At 42.2% G+C, this 16561-nt stretch carries 16 protein-coding genes; 4 read left to right on the top strand and 12 right to left on the bottom strand.

Annotated features, from left to right (window positions below; genetic code table 11):
• Positions 1 to 364 precede the first annotated feature (364 nt).
• From DSL64_RS26965 to DSL64_RS26980, 4 genes are all read left to right on the top strand, one after another.
• On the top strand, positions 365 to 3676 hold the full coding sequence (locus tag DSL64_RS26965; RefSeq protein WP_115834075.1) for a SusC/RagA family TonB-linked outer membrane protein: 3312 nt from the start codon (positions 365 to 367) through the stop codon (positions 3674 to 3676).
• 21 nt (positions 3677 to 3697) lie between these two features.
• A complete protein-coding gene (locus DSL64_RS26970; protein WP_115834110.1) occupies positions 3698 to 5506 on the top strand; it encodes a RagB/SusD family nutrient uptake outer membrane protein in 1809 nt (602 codons plus the stop codon).
• A gap of 96 nt (positions 5507 to 5602) precedes the next feature.
• Entirely contained in the window at positions 5603 to 6853 is a 1251-nt protein-coding gene (locus DSL64_RS26975; RefSeq protein ID WP_115834076.1) for an alkaline phosphatase family protein, read from the top strand.
• An 81-nt stretch (positions 6854 to 6934) separates the two neighbouring features.
• Entirely contained in the window at positions 6935 to 7546 is a 612-nt protein-coding gene (locus DSL64_RS26980) for a TetR family transcriptional regulator (protein ID WP_115834077.1), read from the top strand.
• Here DSL64_RS26980 and DSL64_RS26985 read toward each other — a convergent pair.
• The 12 genes from DSL64_RS26985 to DSL64_RS27040 form a co-directional block, all read right to left on the bottom strand.
• A complete protein-coding gene (locus DSL64_RS26985; RefSeq protein ID WP_199539521.1) occupies positions 7532 to 7792 on the bottom strand; it encodes a CBU_0592 family membrane protein in 261 nt (86 codons plus the stop codon). The genes DSL64_RS26980 and DSL64_RS26985 overlap by 15 nt on opposite strands.
• A 119-nt stretch (positions 7793 to 7911) precedes the next feature.
• A complete protein-coding gene (locus tag DSL64_RS26990) occupies positions 7912 to 8358 on the bottom strand; it encodes a hypothetical protein (protein ID WP_115834078.1) in 447 nt (148 codons plus the stop codon).
• A 104-nt stretch (positions 8359 to 8462) separates the two neighbouring features.
• Positions 8463 to 8936: a hypothetical protein gene (locus DSL64_RS26995; protein ID WP_229217244.1), complete on the bottom strand. Its 474-nt coding sequence runs from the start codon at positions 8934 to 8936 to the stop codon at positions 8463 to 8465.
• Between the two features lie 26 nt (positions 8937 to 8962).
• On the bottom strand, positions 8963 to 10285 hold the full coding sequence (ffh, locus tag DSL64_RS27000; RefSeq protein ID WP_115834079.1) for a signal recognition particle protein: 1323 nt from the start codon (positions 10283 to 10285) through the stop codon (positions 8963 to 8965).
• Between the two features lie 124 nt (positions 10286 to 10409).
• Entirely contained in the window at positions 10410 to 11222 is an 813-nt protein-coding gene (locus DSL64_RS27005) for a mechanosensitive ion channel family protein (RefSeq protein WP_115834080.1), read from the bottom strand.
• A gap of 222 nt (positions 11223 to 11444) precedes the next feature.
• Positions 11445 to 11774 carry a DUF6787 family protein gene (locus DSL64_RS27010; RefSeq protein WP_115834081.1) on the bottom strand — a complete coding sequence of 110 codons (330 nt, stop codon included), beginning with the start codon at positions 11772 to 11774 and terminating at the stop codon, positions 11445 to 11447.
• A 118-nt stretch (positions 11775 to 11892) separates the two neighbouring features.
• A complete protein-coding gene (locus DSL64_RS27015; RefSeq protein ID WP_115834082.1) occupies positions 11893 to 12525 on the bottom strand; it encodes an SCO family protein in 633 nt (210 codons plus the stop codon).
• A 4-nt stretch (positions 12526 to 12529) separates the two neighbouring features.
• Positions 12530 to 13015 carry a hypothetical protein gene (locus DSL64_RS27020; protein WP_147300429.1) on the bottom strand — a complete coding sequence of 162 codons (486 nt, stop codon included), beginning with the start codon at positions 13013 to 13015 and terminating at the stop codon, positions 12530 to 12532.
• Positions 13016 to 13291: 276 nt separating this feature from the next.
• Positions 13292 to 14338 (bottom strand): cytochrome-c peroxidase, encoded by a 1047-nt coding sequence (locus tag DSL64_RS27025; RefSeq protein ID WP_115834084.1) that lies wholly within the window; start codon positions 14336 to 14338, stop codon positions 13292 to 13294.
• A gap of 4 nt (positions 14339 to 14342) precedes the next feature.
• Complete coding sequence (locus tag DSL64_RS27030; protein ID WP_115834085.1) at positions 14343 to 15140, bottom strand: MbnP family protein; 798 nt, start codon at positions 15138 to 15140, stop codon at positions 14343 to 14345.
• Positions 15141 to 15247: 107 nt separating this feature from the next.
• The gene (locus tag DSL64_RS27035) at positions 15248 to 15589 is read right to left on the bottom strand and encodes a hypothetical protein (RefSeq protein WP_310587884.1); all 342 of its coding nucleotides are present in this window, start codon (positions 15587 to 15589) and stop codon (positions 15248 to 15250) included.
• 47 nt (positions 15590 to 15636) lie between these two features.
• Positions 15637 to 16551, bottom strand: coding sequence for a transporter family protein (locus tag DSL64_RS27040; protein ID WP_115834087.1), 915 nt, complete (start codon positions 16549 to 16551; stop codon positions 15637 to 15639).
• Positions 16552 to 16561: the final 10 nt, after the last annotated feature.

Below are 16561 nucleotides of genomic sequence, written 5' to 3' on the forward strand. Positions count from 1 at the left end.
AGCATACGATAACGAGTTTGTTCATAAAAGGGCAGCGTAAATCATACGTTTTCCTTGACTTTGTCTTAGCTATCTCAGGGTGATATCCAGCCTTAAACCAAAATCACACATATCTTCAGAGTACAACTACCGGCACATATCGTATGTGCCGGTTTTTTTGTGCACCACAATTTTCCTTTTGTTAGTCAAGGATTATTTTTTATCAAAAAATTTATATTTTTGATTGAATGAACGTTCAATCAAAATAACTTCATCATTCGTTAACATTCTCTTAACCTCCGACTGAGCGGCTTTAATGAATTTTGTCCTCCCAAAAGGCAACCACATCATTTGTTTCACAAAGTTTCCTTAAACTCTATTCATTATGAATTACACTTTACAAGTAGGTTTGGGCAGTGTCAGGCTAAGAAGAGCAATTATGCTCGGGATGGCAGTGCTGTTCAGTTTTTCTGGTTACGCGCAGGGAGTTACGATCTCCGGGCAGGTAACAGGCGGGAACAACGGCGAAGTTTTACCAGGTGTTAACATCCTGCTGAAAGGTACTCAGCGTGGTACTGTTACAGATGGAAACGGTAGTTACACTATTTCAGATGTCAATCCGGGATCTGTGCTTGTATTTTCTTTTATTGGCTATAAAGCACAGGAGAAAGTTGTTGATAAGCGCAACAAGGTGGATGTCATTTTAGAAGTTGATGCTTCTAATCTCCAGGAAGTAGTTGTAGTAGGATATGGTGCTCAGAAAAAGGAAAATCTTTCAGGTGCTGTTGACGTAGTGGACAGCAAAGTACTGCAGGCACGCCCTATTCAGAATGTAGGGCAAGGCTTACAGGGGGCTGTTCCCAACCTGAACATTGATTTTGCAAGCGGTGAGCCGGGAAAAGCTCCGAATATCAACATTCGTGGATTTACATCTATCAACGGTGGGAATCCGCTTATCCTCGTGGATAACGTTCCTGTAGATGCAGCTGAATTGAATTTCATTGCCCCATCAGATATCAAAACAATTTCTGTACTGAAAGATGCTTCGTCTGCAGCCATTTATGGTGCTCGTGCAGCGTTTGGGGTGATTTTGATTACTACCAAGTCAGGGATGAAAGATGGAATGACGATCGACTATACCAACAACTTTTCGTGGGGTAAGCCTACTGTAATGCCTAATAAAATTACAGATCCTTACATCTATATGCGCCTGTTGGAAACATCAACCGACAACACACCCTGGGACAATGTAAACTATACGGACAGCCAGTATGCGTGGGCAAAAGACCGTTCGGATAATCCTGATGGTACAAACCCGGTAAGACTTAATCCGCTGGATAACTCATTGTACGAGTACATGGGTAACAGAGATTGGACAAAGCAGCTGGTAGACAACTTCACAGTTTCTCAACGTCACAATATCTCGTTAGCTGGTAAATCTGGTAAAACAAGCTACTATTTGTCAGGAGCTTACGATTCTCAAAATGGCGCTTTGCGTATAGCTGAGGATAAATTCAATCGTTACACCACAAGAGGTAAGGTGAATTTTAAACCTTACAAATGGCTGTCGATTGGTAATAATACGTCCATTGCACTTACACAGAGAACGAGGCCCTATCAGCTTTCAATGCAAAATCTGTTTAACCTTTTTCCAACAAGCTGGGATAAAAACCCTGACGGAACATGGGCTAATACGGATGTAGGTCGTGAATCAGCGAGGCTGACAGATGGTGGAAGGTACGATCAGCGGAACAATATGTTTCAGACTACATTCAATACTGAACTCACTTTCTTTGAAGATGCATTACGCTTCAATGCAGACTATACTGCTCGCAGAGAGAATATCAATTTAGCCGGAAATGAGTCAAAAATCCGTATTGGTTATGGCCCGGCTGATATTCGGGAGGAAGGAAATAACATCGCTTACCGCAGAGCTGACAATGTTACCTATTCTGTATTCAATGCTTATTCAACTTTCAATAAGCAATTTGGTAAGCAAAATGTAACTGCAGTTCTGGGTTACAATCAGGAAGAAAGCCGTACTGAGTGGTTTAGATCACAAAGAGGAAATGTGATTTCAGCTTCACTTCCAAGCATAGGGCTTGCTACTGGGTTGATGCAGGTAGATGAAAAGGTAAAGGAATGGGCAATACGTGGAGCTTTTTACAGGCTTAATTACATCTACGACGATAAGTATATTCTTGAATTCAACGGACGCTACGACGGATCTTCCAAATTTCCGAAAAACAAAAGATTCGGATTTTTTCCTTCAGTTTCAGGAGCGTGGAAGGTGGATGGAGAAGATTTCTGGAAGCCAATGGCTAATGTTGTAAATGCATTCAAAATTCGTGGTTCGTTTGGTTTGTTGGGTAATCAGTTTGTAAATGAGTACGGCTATATATCTGCTTTGGGTCGACCAGACGAGAATGGCTATATAGCAGCCCTGGGCAGACAAGCTAATGACTATCTTATTGGAGGTGTTGTAGCACCGCAGGTGACTGCTCCTGCCTTGGTGTCAACCAATTATACCTGGGAAAAAGTTGCTTCCAGAAACATTGGAGTAGATCTAGGTTTTTTCCAGCAGAAAGTTACGGCTTCTTTCGATTATTATAGCCGAACCACCAAAGGTATGCTGACTCCGGGTAAAGATCTTCCGGATGTATTAGGTGCAAAGGAGCCAAATGAAAACGCTGCTGATTTGGTGACGAATGGATGGGAGGTTTCATTGGGTTATGATAATGACTTCAATGTAGGTGGAAGCCCATTAAATTTCAGTGCGAAATTCAATTTGTCTGATAACCGTTCACGCATTACTTCTTTTGACAATCCTTCGGGTTCTATAACTCAATACTATAAAGGCATGCAGCTAGGTAGTATCTGGGGATTGAAAAGTGATGGATTTTTCCAAAACCAACAGGAAATTGACGCCCTTGACCAATCACAGATGATACCATGGGGAGCACTTTCAATTGTACCGGGATGGCCAAAGTACCAGGATCTGGACGGAAATGGAAAGATCGAAAAAGGGACGACAGTGGATAACCCAAAGGATTTGTCGGTAATTGGAAATATGTTGCCACGCCTGCGTTTTGGGGTGAATCTGGGAGCAGATTGGAAAGGCTTTGACGTTCGTGCCTTCATACAGGGTATTGGCAAAATGGATTACTATCCTCTTAATTACCTGTATTGGGGCTTCTACCAGCAACCCTATGCCGGTGGATACGAACACTTGCTTGATTTCTATCGTGGAACAGCTGACAGTGATGTGCAACGTGCCAAACATTCGCAGGCTTATCTGGATGCGGGCCTTGCAGATGCAAACACCAATGCAAAATTCCCGGTATTACAATCCTGGTTGGCAGACAGAAACCTTGGTGAGCGTATAGATCAGGCACAAGGATTAGCAGTGCCGCAAACCAAATACATGCTGAGCGGCGCGTATTTGCGTCTTAAAAATCTGACTATAGGATATACGCTGCCATCACGTCTGACAGAGAGAATTAAAATTGCCCGTATGAGAGTGTACGCAAGTGGAGAAAATCTGGGTGAAATTTCAAAAGTGAAAAAATTCTTTGATCCTGAATCTATCACTGATAATGTCGATAAAGTAGATCCGAACAAACAGACTTCAAGCGGATGGGGATATGCCTACCCGTTCCAAAGACGCTATTCATTCGGTTTGGAAATTCAGTTCTAATTTTTCTTAATGATAATCAGCATGAAAAAATATATTCATATCTCTCTTTTTGTGTCGATGTTGCTCTTTACAGGTTGCAACGACGATTTTCTAGAACGCTTTCCTGAAACAGAAATTTCAAAAGAAAATTTCTTCAACAGTGCTGAGGACCTTGAAACGTATATGTACAGTCTATACAACTTTCCTGGTGTAGGGATTTATGTAGAAGATGCATCTACTGACAATTCTCCAACAACTGGTGTGACTGAGATCAAAAGCATGATGGTAGGAACTCCTTCTGCTGCCACTATAAATAGTGGCTGGACCTGGGATCAGCTCAGAGGCATTAACTACTTCCTGGATAATTTCAGAAAAGCGCAAATCAGCGAGGAAGCTTTAAATCACTATGAAGGCGTGGCCAGATTTTTCAGAGCCCGATTTTATATGGAGAAAGTGAAAAGATATTCAGACGTTCCCTGGTACGAACACGCGATGGAAACAAATGATGATGGACTGAAAAAACCACGTGATCCAAGGACGCTGATTGTTGACAAGATCTTTGAAGATTATGAATTTGCAAGTCAACATGTGCGTGATTTTTCTGCCCAAAGCGCAAGTAATTCTGAAAATCGCACTGGAGCTGTTAATAAGTCTGTGGTGTTGGCTTTTAAAGCAAGACATGCTCTTTATGAAGCGACATATCGAAAGTATCATAGTGAACTTTCTTTGCAATCTACAGCGAATAAGTACTTGCAAATTGCCAGAGACGCTTCAAAGCAAATTATAGATGGAGGTAAATATCAGCTTCATAACGACTATGCAGGACTTTTCAATAGTAGCGCATTGGAATCCAACAAAGAGGTTATTTTGGGGGTATTCAGCGAACAGGACAAACGTAACAGTGGCTGGTGGGGAGCATTTATGTTTGGTAACTATGAGGCAAGTCCTGCAAGAGATCTGGTTCAAAGCTATCTCATGAAAGATGGTACGCCATATACTAACAAGGCTGGTTACAATACTAACTTGTTTGTGGAGGAATTTAAGGATCGGGATCCACGAATGTCGTACACCTTGGCCTATCCGGGCTGGGAATTGGTGAATAATACTACCTATTCGCAGGGAGCGGGAGTATATGTACAGCAATTTGCCAAAAATCAATCAGGTTATCACCAATTGAAAGGATTCGTCAATGTACGTGATGTTGCAGTGGCGAATAGTCTGGATGTGCCTGTTGTAAGATTTGCCGAGGTACTGCTTACCTATGCTGAGGCTAAAGCTGAACTGAATGAGTTAACACAAGGCGATCTTGATTTATCAATCAATAAACTTCGTGCGAGAGCTTCTATGCCAAACCTGACTATGACGCCTGTTGCAGACGCTGTTTTGAAGGCTCAGTATCCGCTTGTAACAGGAGGCAATGCAGCTATTTTGCTTGAAATCAGAAGAGAACGCCGTGTTGAGTTGGCTATGGAAGGTTTCAGGTTTGATGATCTGATGCGTTGGGGCGCAGGAAAACTCATCGAAAAGGAACCGGAAGGATTGTATTTCCCGGGCCTGGGTAAATATGACCTGACAGGCGACAATGTTGATGATGTAAAACTGATTCCGTTGTCTGAATCAATACCGGAAGAAAAAGACAAAGAGGCGAATTCATTGGGTAAGAAACTGGTGTATTACCGCGTAGGGGCAGTTGGAAGTGATGCTTCATTTTTCCTGAAAAACGGAACAAGTGGTACCATTGTAACAGATCCTGAACGTGGTACTTTCCAGGAGCCTAAATACTATTATCGACCAGTTCCGCAAGCACAGGTGACTTTAAATCCGGCCCTGTCACAGATATTTGGCTGGTAAAACCAAAACATAGATTGAGAACCGTTTGCTTTTTCAGCAAATTGGGTCTCAATTTGTATACGCACTTCACTTTTTGTTTATCCTAACCAAAGTAAAATGACCTATCTGAAACCTAAATTATTGCTATTATTTTCCCTGTTATCATTAGGTGTAAATGCGCAATCTGATAAGAAGAAAGCACTTTTTGTAATCGTAGATGGAATTTCTGCCGAACAGCTCCGTAAAGTTTCGACTCCTAATCTGGATGCTATTTCCAAAGTCGGAGGTTTTACGAAAGCATATGTTGGTGGAGAGGTGAAATCATATAGTCAAACCCCGACTATTTCAGCGGTGGGTTATAATAGTCTGCTTACATCCACCTGGGTGAACAAGCATAATGTCTGGGATAACGATATTAAAGATCCTAACTACCATTATTGGACTATATTCAGGTTTTTTCAGGAAGCTTATCCTGCGAAACGAACAGCCGTTTTTTCAACCTGGCTCGACAACCGTACCAAGTTGATCGGAACGGGATTGCCGCAAACTGATCATTTACAGGTACATTATGCTTTCGATGGTTTTGAGTTGGATACGATTAACTTACCTCACGACAAGGAAGCGGAATACATTCATCAGATTGATGAAAAAGTAGTAGATGAGGCAGCAAGGTATATTGCCGACGAAGCGCCGGATCTTTCATGGGTTTACCTTGAATACACGGATGATATGGGTCATAAATATGGAAACAGTGAACGTTTCAATAAAGCAATCGGATATATGGACGCGCAAATGGGACGGTTGTGGAAAGCGATTCAATATCGTGAAAAGACTTTTGGAGAAGATTGGCAGATCTTTATCACAACAGATCACGGTCGTAGCGAACCAACAGGTCAAAATCATGGAGGACAGTCAGCTGCAGAGCGTAGTACGTGGATTGTAACGAATGCGAAGGGTTTGAATAGCTATTTTCAGGGGAAAGCAGGTATACAGCACGTACCCGGAATCGTCGATATTATGCCAACTATATCCCGACATCTTGAAATCCCGATCAAAAAAGAACAGGCGATGGAGCTGGATGGTGCTGCTCTGACAGGTAAACTCTCGGTATTGTGGCCAACTGCTAAAAAAGAAGGAGATCAAATTAGCGTAACATGGAAATCAGTGGATAGCGAGGGAGATGTGAAAGTATGGTTAACTACAACCAACAAATTTGAAGAGGGGGGAAGTGATCATTATTTGCTGATGAAACAGGTGCCGGTAAAAGACGAAAAAGTGGTGATGGATGTCAAAAAGCTGCCCAAAGGATTTTATAAAATCGTTGTGGAAGGTAAATACAACACGGTAAACAAGTGGATTGTAGAATAAAAGAGGTGTTCGGTTGAACAGACTTTGTGTTGTTAAAAAAGAAAAATACCTTCGCTTTTGAAGTTTTAACCCTCTACATCAATGGGAAGAAAAAGTCTGAAAGAGACGCGGCAGAAAGAAATTATCAAAGTGTTCTATAAACTAGCCAAAAAAGAAGGGCTGGAAAATACTTCCATTGCGAAAATCGCGAAGGAAATGGATATCAATCCGAGTCTGGTGATACACTATTTTCAAACTCGGGAAGATCTCACCTATGGATTGATAGACTATCTCCTTGATAAATATCAGCTCATTTATAAAGTCGGCAGTAAAATACAGGCCAATTCTCAGGCGGCTCTTCTTGAAATTGTTGATAACATCTTTTCTAAAAAATGGAATACGTTATTCGATGACGGACTTTTTTACAGCTGTTATTCGCTCACATTCAGAGAACCGAAGATCAGAGAACTATATAAAAGCATCCTGGATGCTCTGCGTAAAAAGCTGAGTGAGCATATAGCACAATGCCACAAAGAGGGCTTGATCAATGTAGAAGACCCGGATCAGATTGCGGACGATATTTTCGTGCTGGTGGATGGTGCTTACTTTTATCTTAGTCTGGTGACGGATAAAAAGGATTATGAGAAACGTATTCAGAAGTATAAGCAGCGGGCTATTGCTATGCTTCGACTGCCTGCGTCAATTCCTGCCTGAGATATCTGTAAATCGTTTGGCCATCGCATAAATCCCGATTCCAAGCCATATGACATTAACAGCGATATTTGGTTTGTCTTTTTCATAAACAGAAACAATGATCAGACCGATGGCTCCTAATGCATTGAGACTGTGGAAAATGTAACTACTTGATTTTAATCGCCCGGTGCTAAGAAGAAAATAGGAAAATACATAAAAAACTACACCCAGCCAGCCGGCGGTTTCAGTCAGCATTTGTTCATTCATAACATCACAGGATTTTGCTTATGTAGTAGCCACTCAATAAAATCCTAAAGTAAAAATAGCAACCCGTTTTATGCAGGTTGCTATTTTATTTTTTCGTTATGTACAGTAGTGAAACAGGGTCAGTTCAGGAGTGCATCTCTCTTTTTAACAAAGATTGCCTTTGTTTTTTCAAGCTTTGTTTTTTCCAGAGCCGATGCTTTTTTGATTTCCTCATCCAGGCGGTTGATCTCGTTGGTGATTGAATCATATTCTCTTTTTGCAGCAGCATCCAGTTTGCTGACTTTGCTATCCAGTGCTTCAGAAGTTTTGGCGGCGGCTGCTTTTACATCAGCAATAGCACCTTTCCCTGCTTCTTTTACATCCGACGCAACATCCTGCGCAGCTTCTTTTACGTCGGTGGCTACATCACTGGCTACATCCTTAGCGTCAGACGCACCTTCTTTAATATCCGCAGACACCGCTGCTGTAGCTTCTTTGGTTTCCTGCTCAGCTTTTTTCGAGCAAGAGGTCAGTGCAAATGCACTGATTAGTAAAGCAAATCCAACATTGAGAGTGATCTTTCTCATTTACTTTAAGGTTTATGTTTTTCCAACTGATTCTAAAAAATCTGTGATTCAGATTAATTCCAGCATTGGACGCAAAATCAGTTATAAGTAACAGGAACAAAACCTTAATCCTGTTCTTTTTTCTTGCCAAAAATATAAACCACTCCAAAATGGCTTTTCAGAACCCCGCTATCAAAACTATCTTTTACGTATGGATTGAGTTCAAGGGCGAGCTGAATCCGCCTGTTTTGACGAAGTGGAGATATACGTGCTCCAAAATTCACAGAATAACCATCAATGGTAATCAGGTCAGCCCGGGAATCAGCAATGCGGTACAGCGGGTTAAGTCTCAGACCTCCGCCAATGTACCATTGTACAATTTCACCTCTTTTGAGGTTGATCATAGGTAGCAAATCGATGCTCAGGCTGCTGAACAGAGAGTTGGTTTGAACACGTGTATCAAGCCAGATCGCTCTGTGCGTACCTGTGCTCACTGTTACCAAATTGCTCCACGGATAATAACCAACAGAAGCCTGTGCTTGCAGCTGATGATTACCCAAGGCTGCAAACAGCAGGAGCAGGACAAATATTTTTTTCATTAATATGCAGTTATAAACACAGAAAACTAGCGACGTAATGCCTTACCAAGTTTACCGGCGGCCTGCATAGTGTTCATTTTTTTCATCATCTTACGCATTTCATCAAACTGTTTGATCAGATTGTTGACTTGTAAAATGGATGTTCCGCTACCTGCTGCAATTCTCTTTTTGCGGCTTCCGTCAATGATTTCAGGATTTTCGCGTTCCTTTTTAGTCATTGATTGGATAATGGCCTCAATCGGTTTGAATGACTCATTATCGATGTCCAGATCTTTCATGGCACTGCCCATTCCGGGAATCATACCAATCAGATCTTTTACATTACCCATTTTCTTAATTTGCTGCAACTGACCAAGGAAATCGTCGAAGTCAAACTTATTCTGACGCATTTTTGCGTTGATACGTTTAGCTTCATCCTCGTCAAATGCCTGCTGAGCACGCTCTACAAGAGAAATTACGTCCCCCATGCCGAGAATACGGCTGGCCATACGATCCGGATAGAATGAATCAAGCGCCTCCATCTTTTCACCGGTACTGATAAACTTAATAGGCTTATCAACAATCTGACGAATCGATAACGCAGCTCCACCGCGGGCATCACCATCCAGTTTGGTAAGAACAACCCCGTCGAAGTTCAGGCGTTCGTTGAAAGTCTTGGCAGTATTCACCGCATCCTGACCTGTCATCGAATCCACTACGAAAAGGATCTCAGAAGGTTTTACTGCTGATTTGATGTCCTCAACCTCCTGCATCATTGCTTCGTCAACTGCCAAACGTCCGGCAGTATCGACGATCACTATTTTCTTGCCGATTTTTCTTGCGTGAGCGATGGCATTTTGAGCAATGGTTACCGGATTTTTATTTTCCGGCTCAGAGTATACCTCCACACCCACTTGTTCACCAAGTACTTTCAACTGCTCAATCGCAGCAGGACGGTACACGTCGGCAGCAGTAAGTAATACTTGTTTTCCTTGTTTCTTAAGCAAATAGGCAAGCTTTCCTGTGAAAGTTGTTTTACCGGAACCCTGCAAACCTGCAATAAGAATTACTGCGGGATCACCCTTTGTATTGATGGCTTTCGCTTCACCACCCATCAGTTCGGTCAGCTCTTCCTGCACGATCTTAACAAACATCTGTCCGGGCTCAACAGATATCAATATTTTCCGGTCGAGTGCTTTTTCTCTGATCCGGTCTGTAATTTCTTTGGCAACCTTGAAGTTAACGTCGGCATCTACCAATGCTTTACGCACCTCTTTGGTAGTAGCAGCCACGTTTATATCTGAAATTCTATCCTTTCCTTTTAGTGTACGAAAGGCATTATTAAGTTTATCCTGTAAGTTTTCAAACATGGAATGGTATGTATGATTCTGATCCTTAATTGAAATAATTCACAAAGGTATAAATAAAATAAGGAGTACAGGAATCAAGACTCCTATACTCCCGTAATAATCGATCAGAAAGGTTATATTTTAGCTATTGTTTCAATGCCACACTCACCTCAGCAGGTTTCGGAGCCTGAATTCCATCTATTGCAAACTGTCTGCTGATGGCCTCGTGTACAAAGTAGTACGTTTCCCAATAAGTAACACTCGGCGTCCAGACTCTCACATCGAAGAAAATTGCATTTTCAGTAAGTTTTGTAACCAATATATCGTGTTGAACATCTTTTAGAGCGGTAGGACAAGCATCAACTGCTTTCTGTACCGATGCTCTGATTTTGTCAGCTCCGTTCTGGCTACCTGCTGCGAAGACCATGTCTACGCGGATTTTACCTTTACCTGAAATATTGGTAATAGGTGAAGTTGACAAAGAACCGTTAGGAAGAATGATTGTTCTGTTGTCAGGTGTAACGAGGATGGTATTAAAAATTTGCACACCTTCTACTGTTCCTGTAAAACCTTGCGCAGTGATAAGGTCTCCTACACGGTAAGGTTTAAAAATCAGAATCAAAACGCCACCTGCAAAGTTAGCAAGGCTACCCTGAAGCGCTAAACCTACTGCCAAACCAGCTGCCCCTAATACAGCTACAAAAGAAGAAGTCTCAATACCAACAATTCCCGCAATACTCAGCAGGAGCATTACATTTAGCAATACACTAACCAATGAAAGAAGGAAGGGTTGAACATCTTTGTCTACCTTTCTCTTATCCATTACATTGGCGATAATTGAGGTGATCTTTCCGATTATAATTCGCCCGATGATAAAGGCAATTATTGCTAAAACAATTTTGCCGCCATACTGGGTAACTGTAGCTACCAATTGCGCTCTAATAATCTCGTAATCCATAATGTGAGGTGTGTTTAAGTGAATTTCATTCTTAGACCGCACCTGGAATGAATAGTCACCGATAAAGCGCAAAACTCTTACGAATGGTTACACTGAGAAAGAATTAAGAAAGAGCTATAGAGAAAAAGAGGATGACCGGCACACTAAAGCGCTGGTCATCCTCTCTTTATATAGTTACTGAGCTAGTGGCTTGTAGCTAATTGCCAACAGCTACTTATGTGCTTACTTGCGGAACTTCGCTGCAATCCAGCGGAACATCTTTTTCTCTTTCTCCCAGAAGAATGAGAACTGACCAAGCAGAAAGCCGTAGATCAATAATAAACTCTGATAGGTAGGAAATATGAAAAGGATGTAAGTAATTGTTTTGAGCCACATGGGTGTAGCATCGTCATAGCCCAGCAGGTGAAAAAGTCCTTTTCTCAGCCACACAACCGACGAACCCGACAAACTAAAAACAGCTAAAACCAAAAGAACCTGTCTGGTTGTCTCCAACCCCCATTTTTCCTGCATTTTCCCCAACCAGGGCTGTGCACTTTTTTCTCCGCTTTGCATATCTAACTTTTTGACAGCTTTAAAATTTTCACAAAGAAACAACGCAACTCGCAATTTTCCTTGATTTTAATTAAGGTTTAATTATGACGATGGTCAGTGCCGGCGGACTGAATTTGACTTATTCTTCTTTGAGTAAGGTTTCGATATCTTTCAGAAGTTCAGCAGTCCCCTGCTCGGTCGTGCCATCATACATCCCACGTATATGCTTATTTTTATCTACCAGAATAAAATGACCGCTGTGGATATACCCTCCGGCTTCAGCGGAATCTTCACGGGCGCTTACCATATAACTTTTTTCACCGATTTCATAGATTTTGTCGCGGTTGCCGGTTACAAAATGCCACATGTTCCCTGTTACCCCCAGGTCATCAGCATACTTTTTCAGCACCGCCACGCTATCATGAGCAGGATCAATTGTATGGGAGAGAATCCCAACTTCCGGGTTATCCTTAAAAGCCTGGTAGACCTTCAAGAGGTTTTTTTTCATAGGCGGACAAATTGTAGGGCAGGTCGTGAAAAAGAAATCGGCGACATAAATCTTGCCATCTAAACTTCTACCGGAGATGGTTTCTCCATTCTGATTTTGAAATGAAAAATCCGGTATAGCGGGATAAATCGTTTCTTCGACTTCTTTTCCGTCGACCACTTTCGTTACGAGCTCCGGCTCCCCTATATATGGGAGTTTTTTAGTTTGGCAGGCTGCGAATAACAGCATTACCAGACAAAAGAGGGAAATATGAAATGTTTTCATGTTGCTATCTTTTTTCAGTGAAAATCTGCGCCTCTTTTATACTCTTTGTCATCAGATTTCTCACCGCTTCAATCTTCATTTTCTGATCTGCGATGTACGTTGCAGCCGCCTGTTCGTCCAGTTTTGTCAGGGTATCAGCTTTGTACTGGTGCATCCAGTTCATCATTTCCTGATCAGCTTTTTCCAGTTGGAGGTGTAGCGTGAATGCTTCTTCTTTGCGTCTTTTCAGGTCGCCGGTAGGTTTTAATGCCAAAAGACTATCCGTTGTTTTCAGATCAATGGTTATTTTTTGTTTCAAATCCATAATTTTACTAACGGAGGGCATGATGCTGTCATGAATAGCCATTACCTCTGCCACACGAGGATCGCCTCCTTGCGAGCCATGATCGTGACCCTGATGATCTGTTTCATTATCGGTTGATTGTTGTGTTTCTGAGTTGCATCCGGCAAGCAAAAAAAGAGCCAGTATGTACATGATGGTTGTTTTCATTGTTTTTAAAAGAATAATGTAAAAGATGATTTTGAAATAAAGCACAGGTTTAATCAAGCCTGCGCTTTATGTACTAAACATGATCACGAATCAATTTGTAAGCGTATTTCGCCATCGGCTTTCGGCGGCTGGCAATCGGCTAAAAAGTGGTTTCCGGGATAGGTTTGATAGCCGATAGCTAACAGCCGATAGCAAACATGCTGATATAATTCTATGCGTGATAATGTCTACTATTAAACAAGTTTATGTGTTTGGTAATCTGTTAATTATTTCACTTTATGGCTTCTGTAAATCCGGATTGCTGATAAACGAATGGTCCGTCAGCGTTTTGAGGAAGGAAACAATAGCTGCTTTGTCGGCTGCCGTGAGTTGCATACCTCCTGGCGGCAAGCGCGGTTCAAGCGTATTGGAATTCCTGATTCCCGAGGAGTAATGCTCCACCACTTCCTCCAATGTTCCGAATCTGCCGTCATGCATATAAGGTGCGGTAAGTTCTGTATTCCGTAGTGTTGGTGTTTTGTACTTACCAAGATCAGCTAGTTCGTAACTGATACGGTACCGCCCGAGATAAAGCCCTTCGTGCTCCGTATTAGTAAAATCACTATCCAGACCGTTGTTATGATAGTCATTGTCAGTAAACAATTCACCACGATGGCATCCCTGGCACTTTTGCTTTACCAATTCGAGCCCTCGTTGTTCTATGTCCGACAGTGTTCTTTCAGGCTTGTTTAGTCGGAACCTGTCATATCTTGAATCTGCGGAAATCAGCGTTCGCTGGAATTGAGCCAATGCCTTTGATACATTCTGAATGGTTAAACCATCATCAAATGCAGTCTCGAAATGCCTGACATAATCCGGTACAGCATTCAATTCATCTATGAGTTCATATAAATCCTGACTCATTTCATCATGTGCAGTAAGAGGCCCGAATACCTGTGATTCCAGATTGGTGGAGCCGCCGTCCCAAAATAAACCATTATTGGCCCATGCCAGATTAATCAGTGCGGGTGAATGTCGTAGCAACTCAGTTCCTGCGACACCAGCCTTGCTGAATGCTACTCCATCACTAAACGCCAGTTTTTGTTCATGACAACTAGCACACGAAACCTTATTATTTCCTGAAAGACGAGCGTCATAAAACAACATCCTTCCAAGTGCAATACCTTCGGCAGTCATCGGATTCCCGGTGTCAAAAACAGGCTCCGGAAAATGCTCCGGAACCGGCAGAACATATCCTGCCGGCCCGGGATTCACTTCCTGCTTTGTACAGCCTGCAGCTATACAGATGATTACGGAAAAGCAGATTACTTTGATCAAACGCATGCTTTTACTTTACAACAGAACCGAATGAAATGGCTTTAGCAGAATAGTTTTCGGCTACTGTAGACATCAAAGCGGGAGTCAGCGCACTGATCGTCGGATTTTTGGCAACATCAATTCCATCAAAGACTTTGGTAATATCCACATTCAGGATAACTTCTTTTGTAGCCGAGAAATCGGCCGGTGCTGGCAGGTCAACTGTCAGTGTTTTGTAATTGGCATTGAGGCCGGTTTCTGTTTTGAAAGCTACCGTTGATCCGGCGTCTTTAACAGTACCGGTGAGTGAAGAGAAAATATAGCTCGAATGCCACATCCAGGAGATGTTGCTCATGCCGTTCGCAATAGACAATTCACCGGCTACCAGACTCAGATTATCGTTGTATTTTTGATCAACACCGATTGAAAATCTGATGCTTTTGTAAGTTCCGGCAGGTATGTTGGTCAGGTCAACAGACTCTCTTTTTTTAGCAGGATAAATGTTTTTGTTGTCATTAATCGTTCCCGTCAGATCCATATCTCCTACTTCTTCAATCAGATAATAGGAATCAGGGACTTTGTATTCCGCACCTTTGTCATCAATCAGGCTAACGTTGCTGACCCAATAGCGTAGCTTCCTGAAGTTGTAGGTCTTGTTATCAACCGTGAAATCCTTGTTAAGTGCAAAATCAGCATTGCCTATCCTGGAATCAAAGGTGATTCGGGTGCTGCCTGAGGCCTGGGGATTGACGGTTTCGGTTGGCTCGTTGTCATCAGAACATGAAGTGAAAAACAGGGCCGCTATTGCTAATGTGAAAAGACGTTTCATTGTTTTGTATAAGCTAATTGTAATTGAATTTTTAAATGCACGTACACGCCTTCGGATACACGTATGCATATCCAATCGTGAGTCATCATTGTTAAAACAAACCGGAATTAGCTTAGCTGTGGCGGACGGAGTATACCGAAAAAGGGAGAGCGATAAACAGGAAGCTGATAGAAAAAGTCCGGTAGCTCTTTCGATATAAAGGTTTCAGACTGAAATTGAAAGCGCAAAATCTTAGCTATAAACAGATGCGCAACGGGTGAATTGCTCACCCTTTCTGTAGTTTCCTTGTCTTTTTTATCCTGTTGTTGTTTAAGTTTTTTGGCCAGATAGCACTTCCCGTTGCAATTCAGCTGCGGGCGTGTACGGTTTTCGCAAAGGACTTTGGCTATGTAATCCCTGTTGATATGAAAATACGCGACCGTTCCCCACGGACTTAACGAGGGTAGCATGATGGAAAGGAGTAATATGTATGCTATGGCAGCCCGCACTTATCTTCTCAAAATAAGATGCCTAATTGAACCAGTAAACGGTTTTTTACACCCACGTGGCCTGAGGAACTGCTTTGAGCCAATGGAGTTTGTCCGTTTACTCCAAGTGTCCAGCGATTGGTGAATAAAGTAACGCCTGCGCTGCCATTGAGAAGTCTTCCTCCTGTAAGATCAAGAACTTGTCCGTGTTGAGTTCCGTGTTCTGCATTTTCGGCATAAATCCCGACGCTCGGTGTGAGGGATACTTCGCCTTTGCCGATACGGAATGATTTGTACAGATCAATAGTGCCAAAGAGCTGGTTACCGAATTTATAGTCTTCTGAGTTGGTGGTATTAAACTTGCGCGAAACATTTGTTGCCAAACCCCAGTCACCTTTATTGATGGTGTAAAAAGCATTCAGTATAAAATCTGTGCTTCCTGTTCCCAGCTGAAAATTAGCATTGGCCACCTGCAACGGGTTATTTTCATCAAATTTAAATTTTCCGGTGGGTAATTTCACTCCTCCACCTACCATAAGGGTATGTGTAAAAGCACCTGAATTTTCTTTGTCCATCAAGGTATTCAGGACATTGTAATTGGCAAGAATTGTCGCATCGCCAAATCCGTTTTGCTTTTTTACATCCGCAGAAGTGACCTGCTGATCTGTTCGATAGGGTAAAAATGCCATTACCTGTACGCGTTTGATGGGGAAAAAACGTGCGTACAATTCAGCTACATTGAAATTCTCCTCCGTACGAAGCACTTTGCTGTCGGGATGGGTTACAAAGTTGAGGCGTTGGTAGCGAACACCGATCAGGGACTTATTGGATTGTGGAAGAAGACCAAAATAGGCCCCACTGTTGGCGCATCCGCAGATGTCGCATGCATACGAAAAGTCTGCCGCCGCAAGCAGCAGAACTAAAATGATATATTTGAATTTCATATTTAAATCA

This window comes from Dyadobacter luteus (assembly GCF_003383615.1).
Taxonomy (GTDB): domain Bacteria; phylum Bacteroidota; class Bacteroidia; order Cytophagales; family Spirosomataceae; genus Dyadobacter; species Dyadobacter luteus.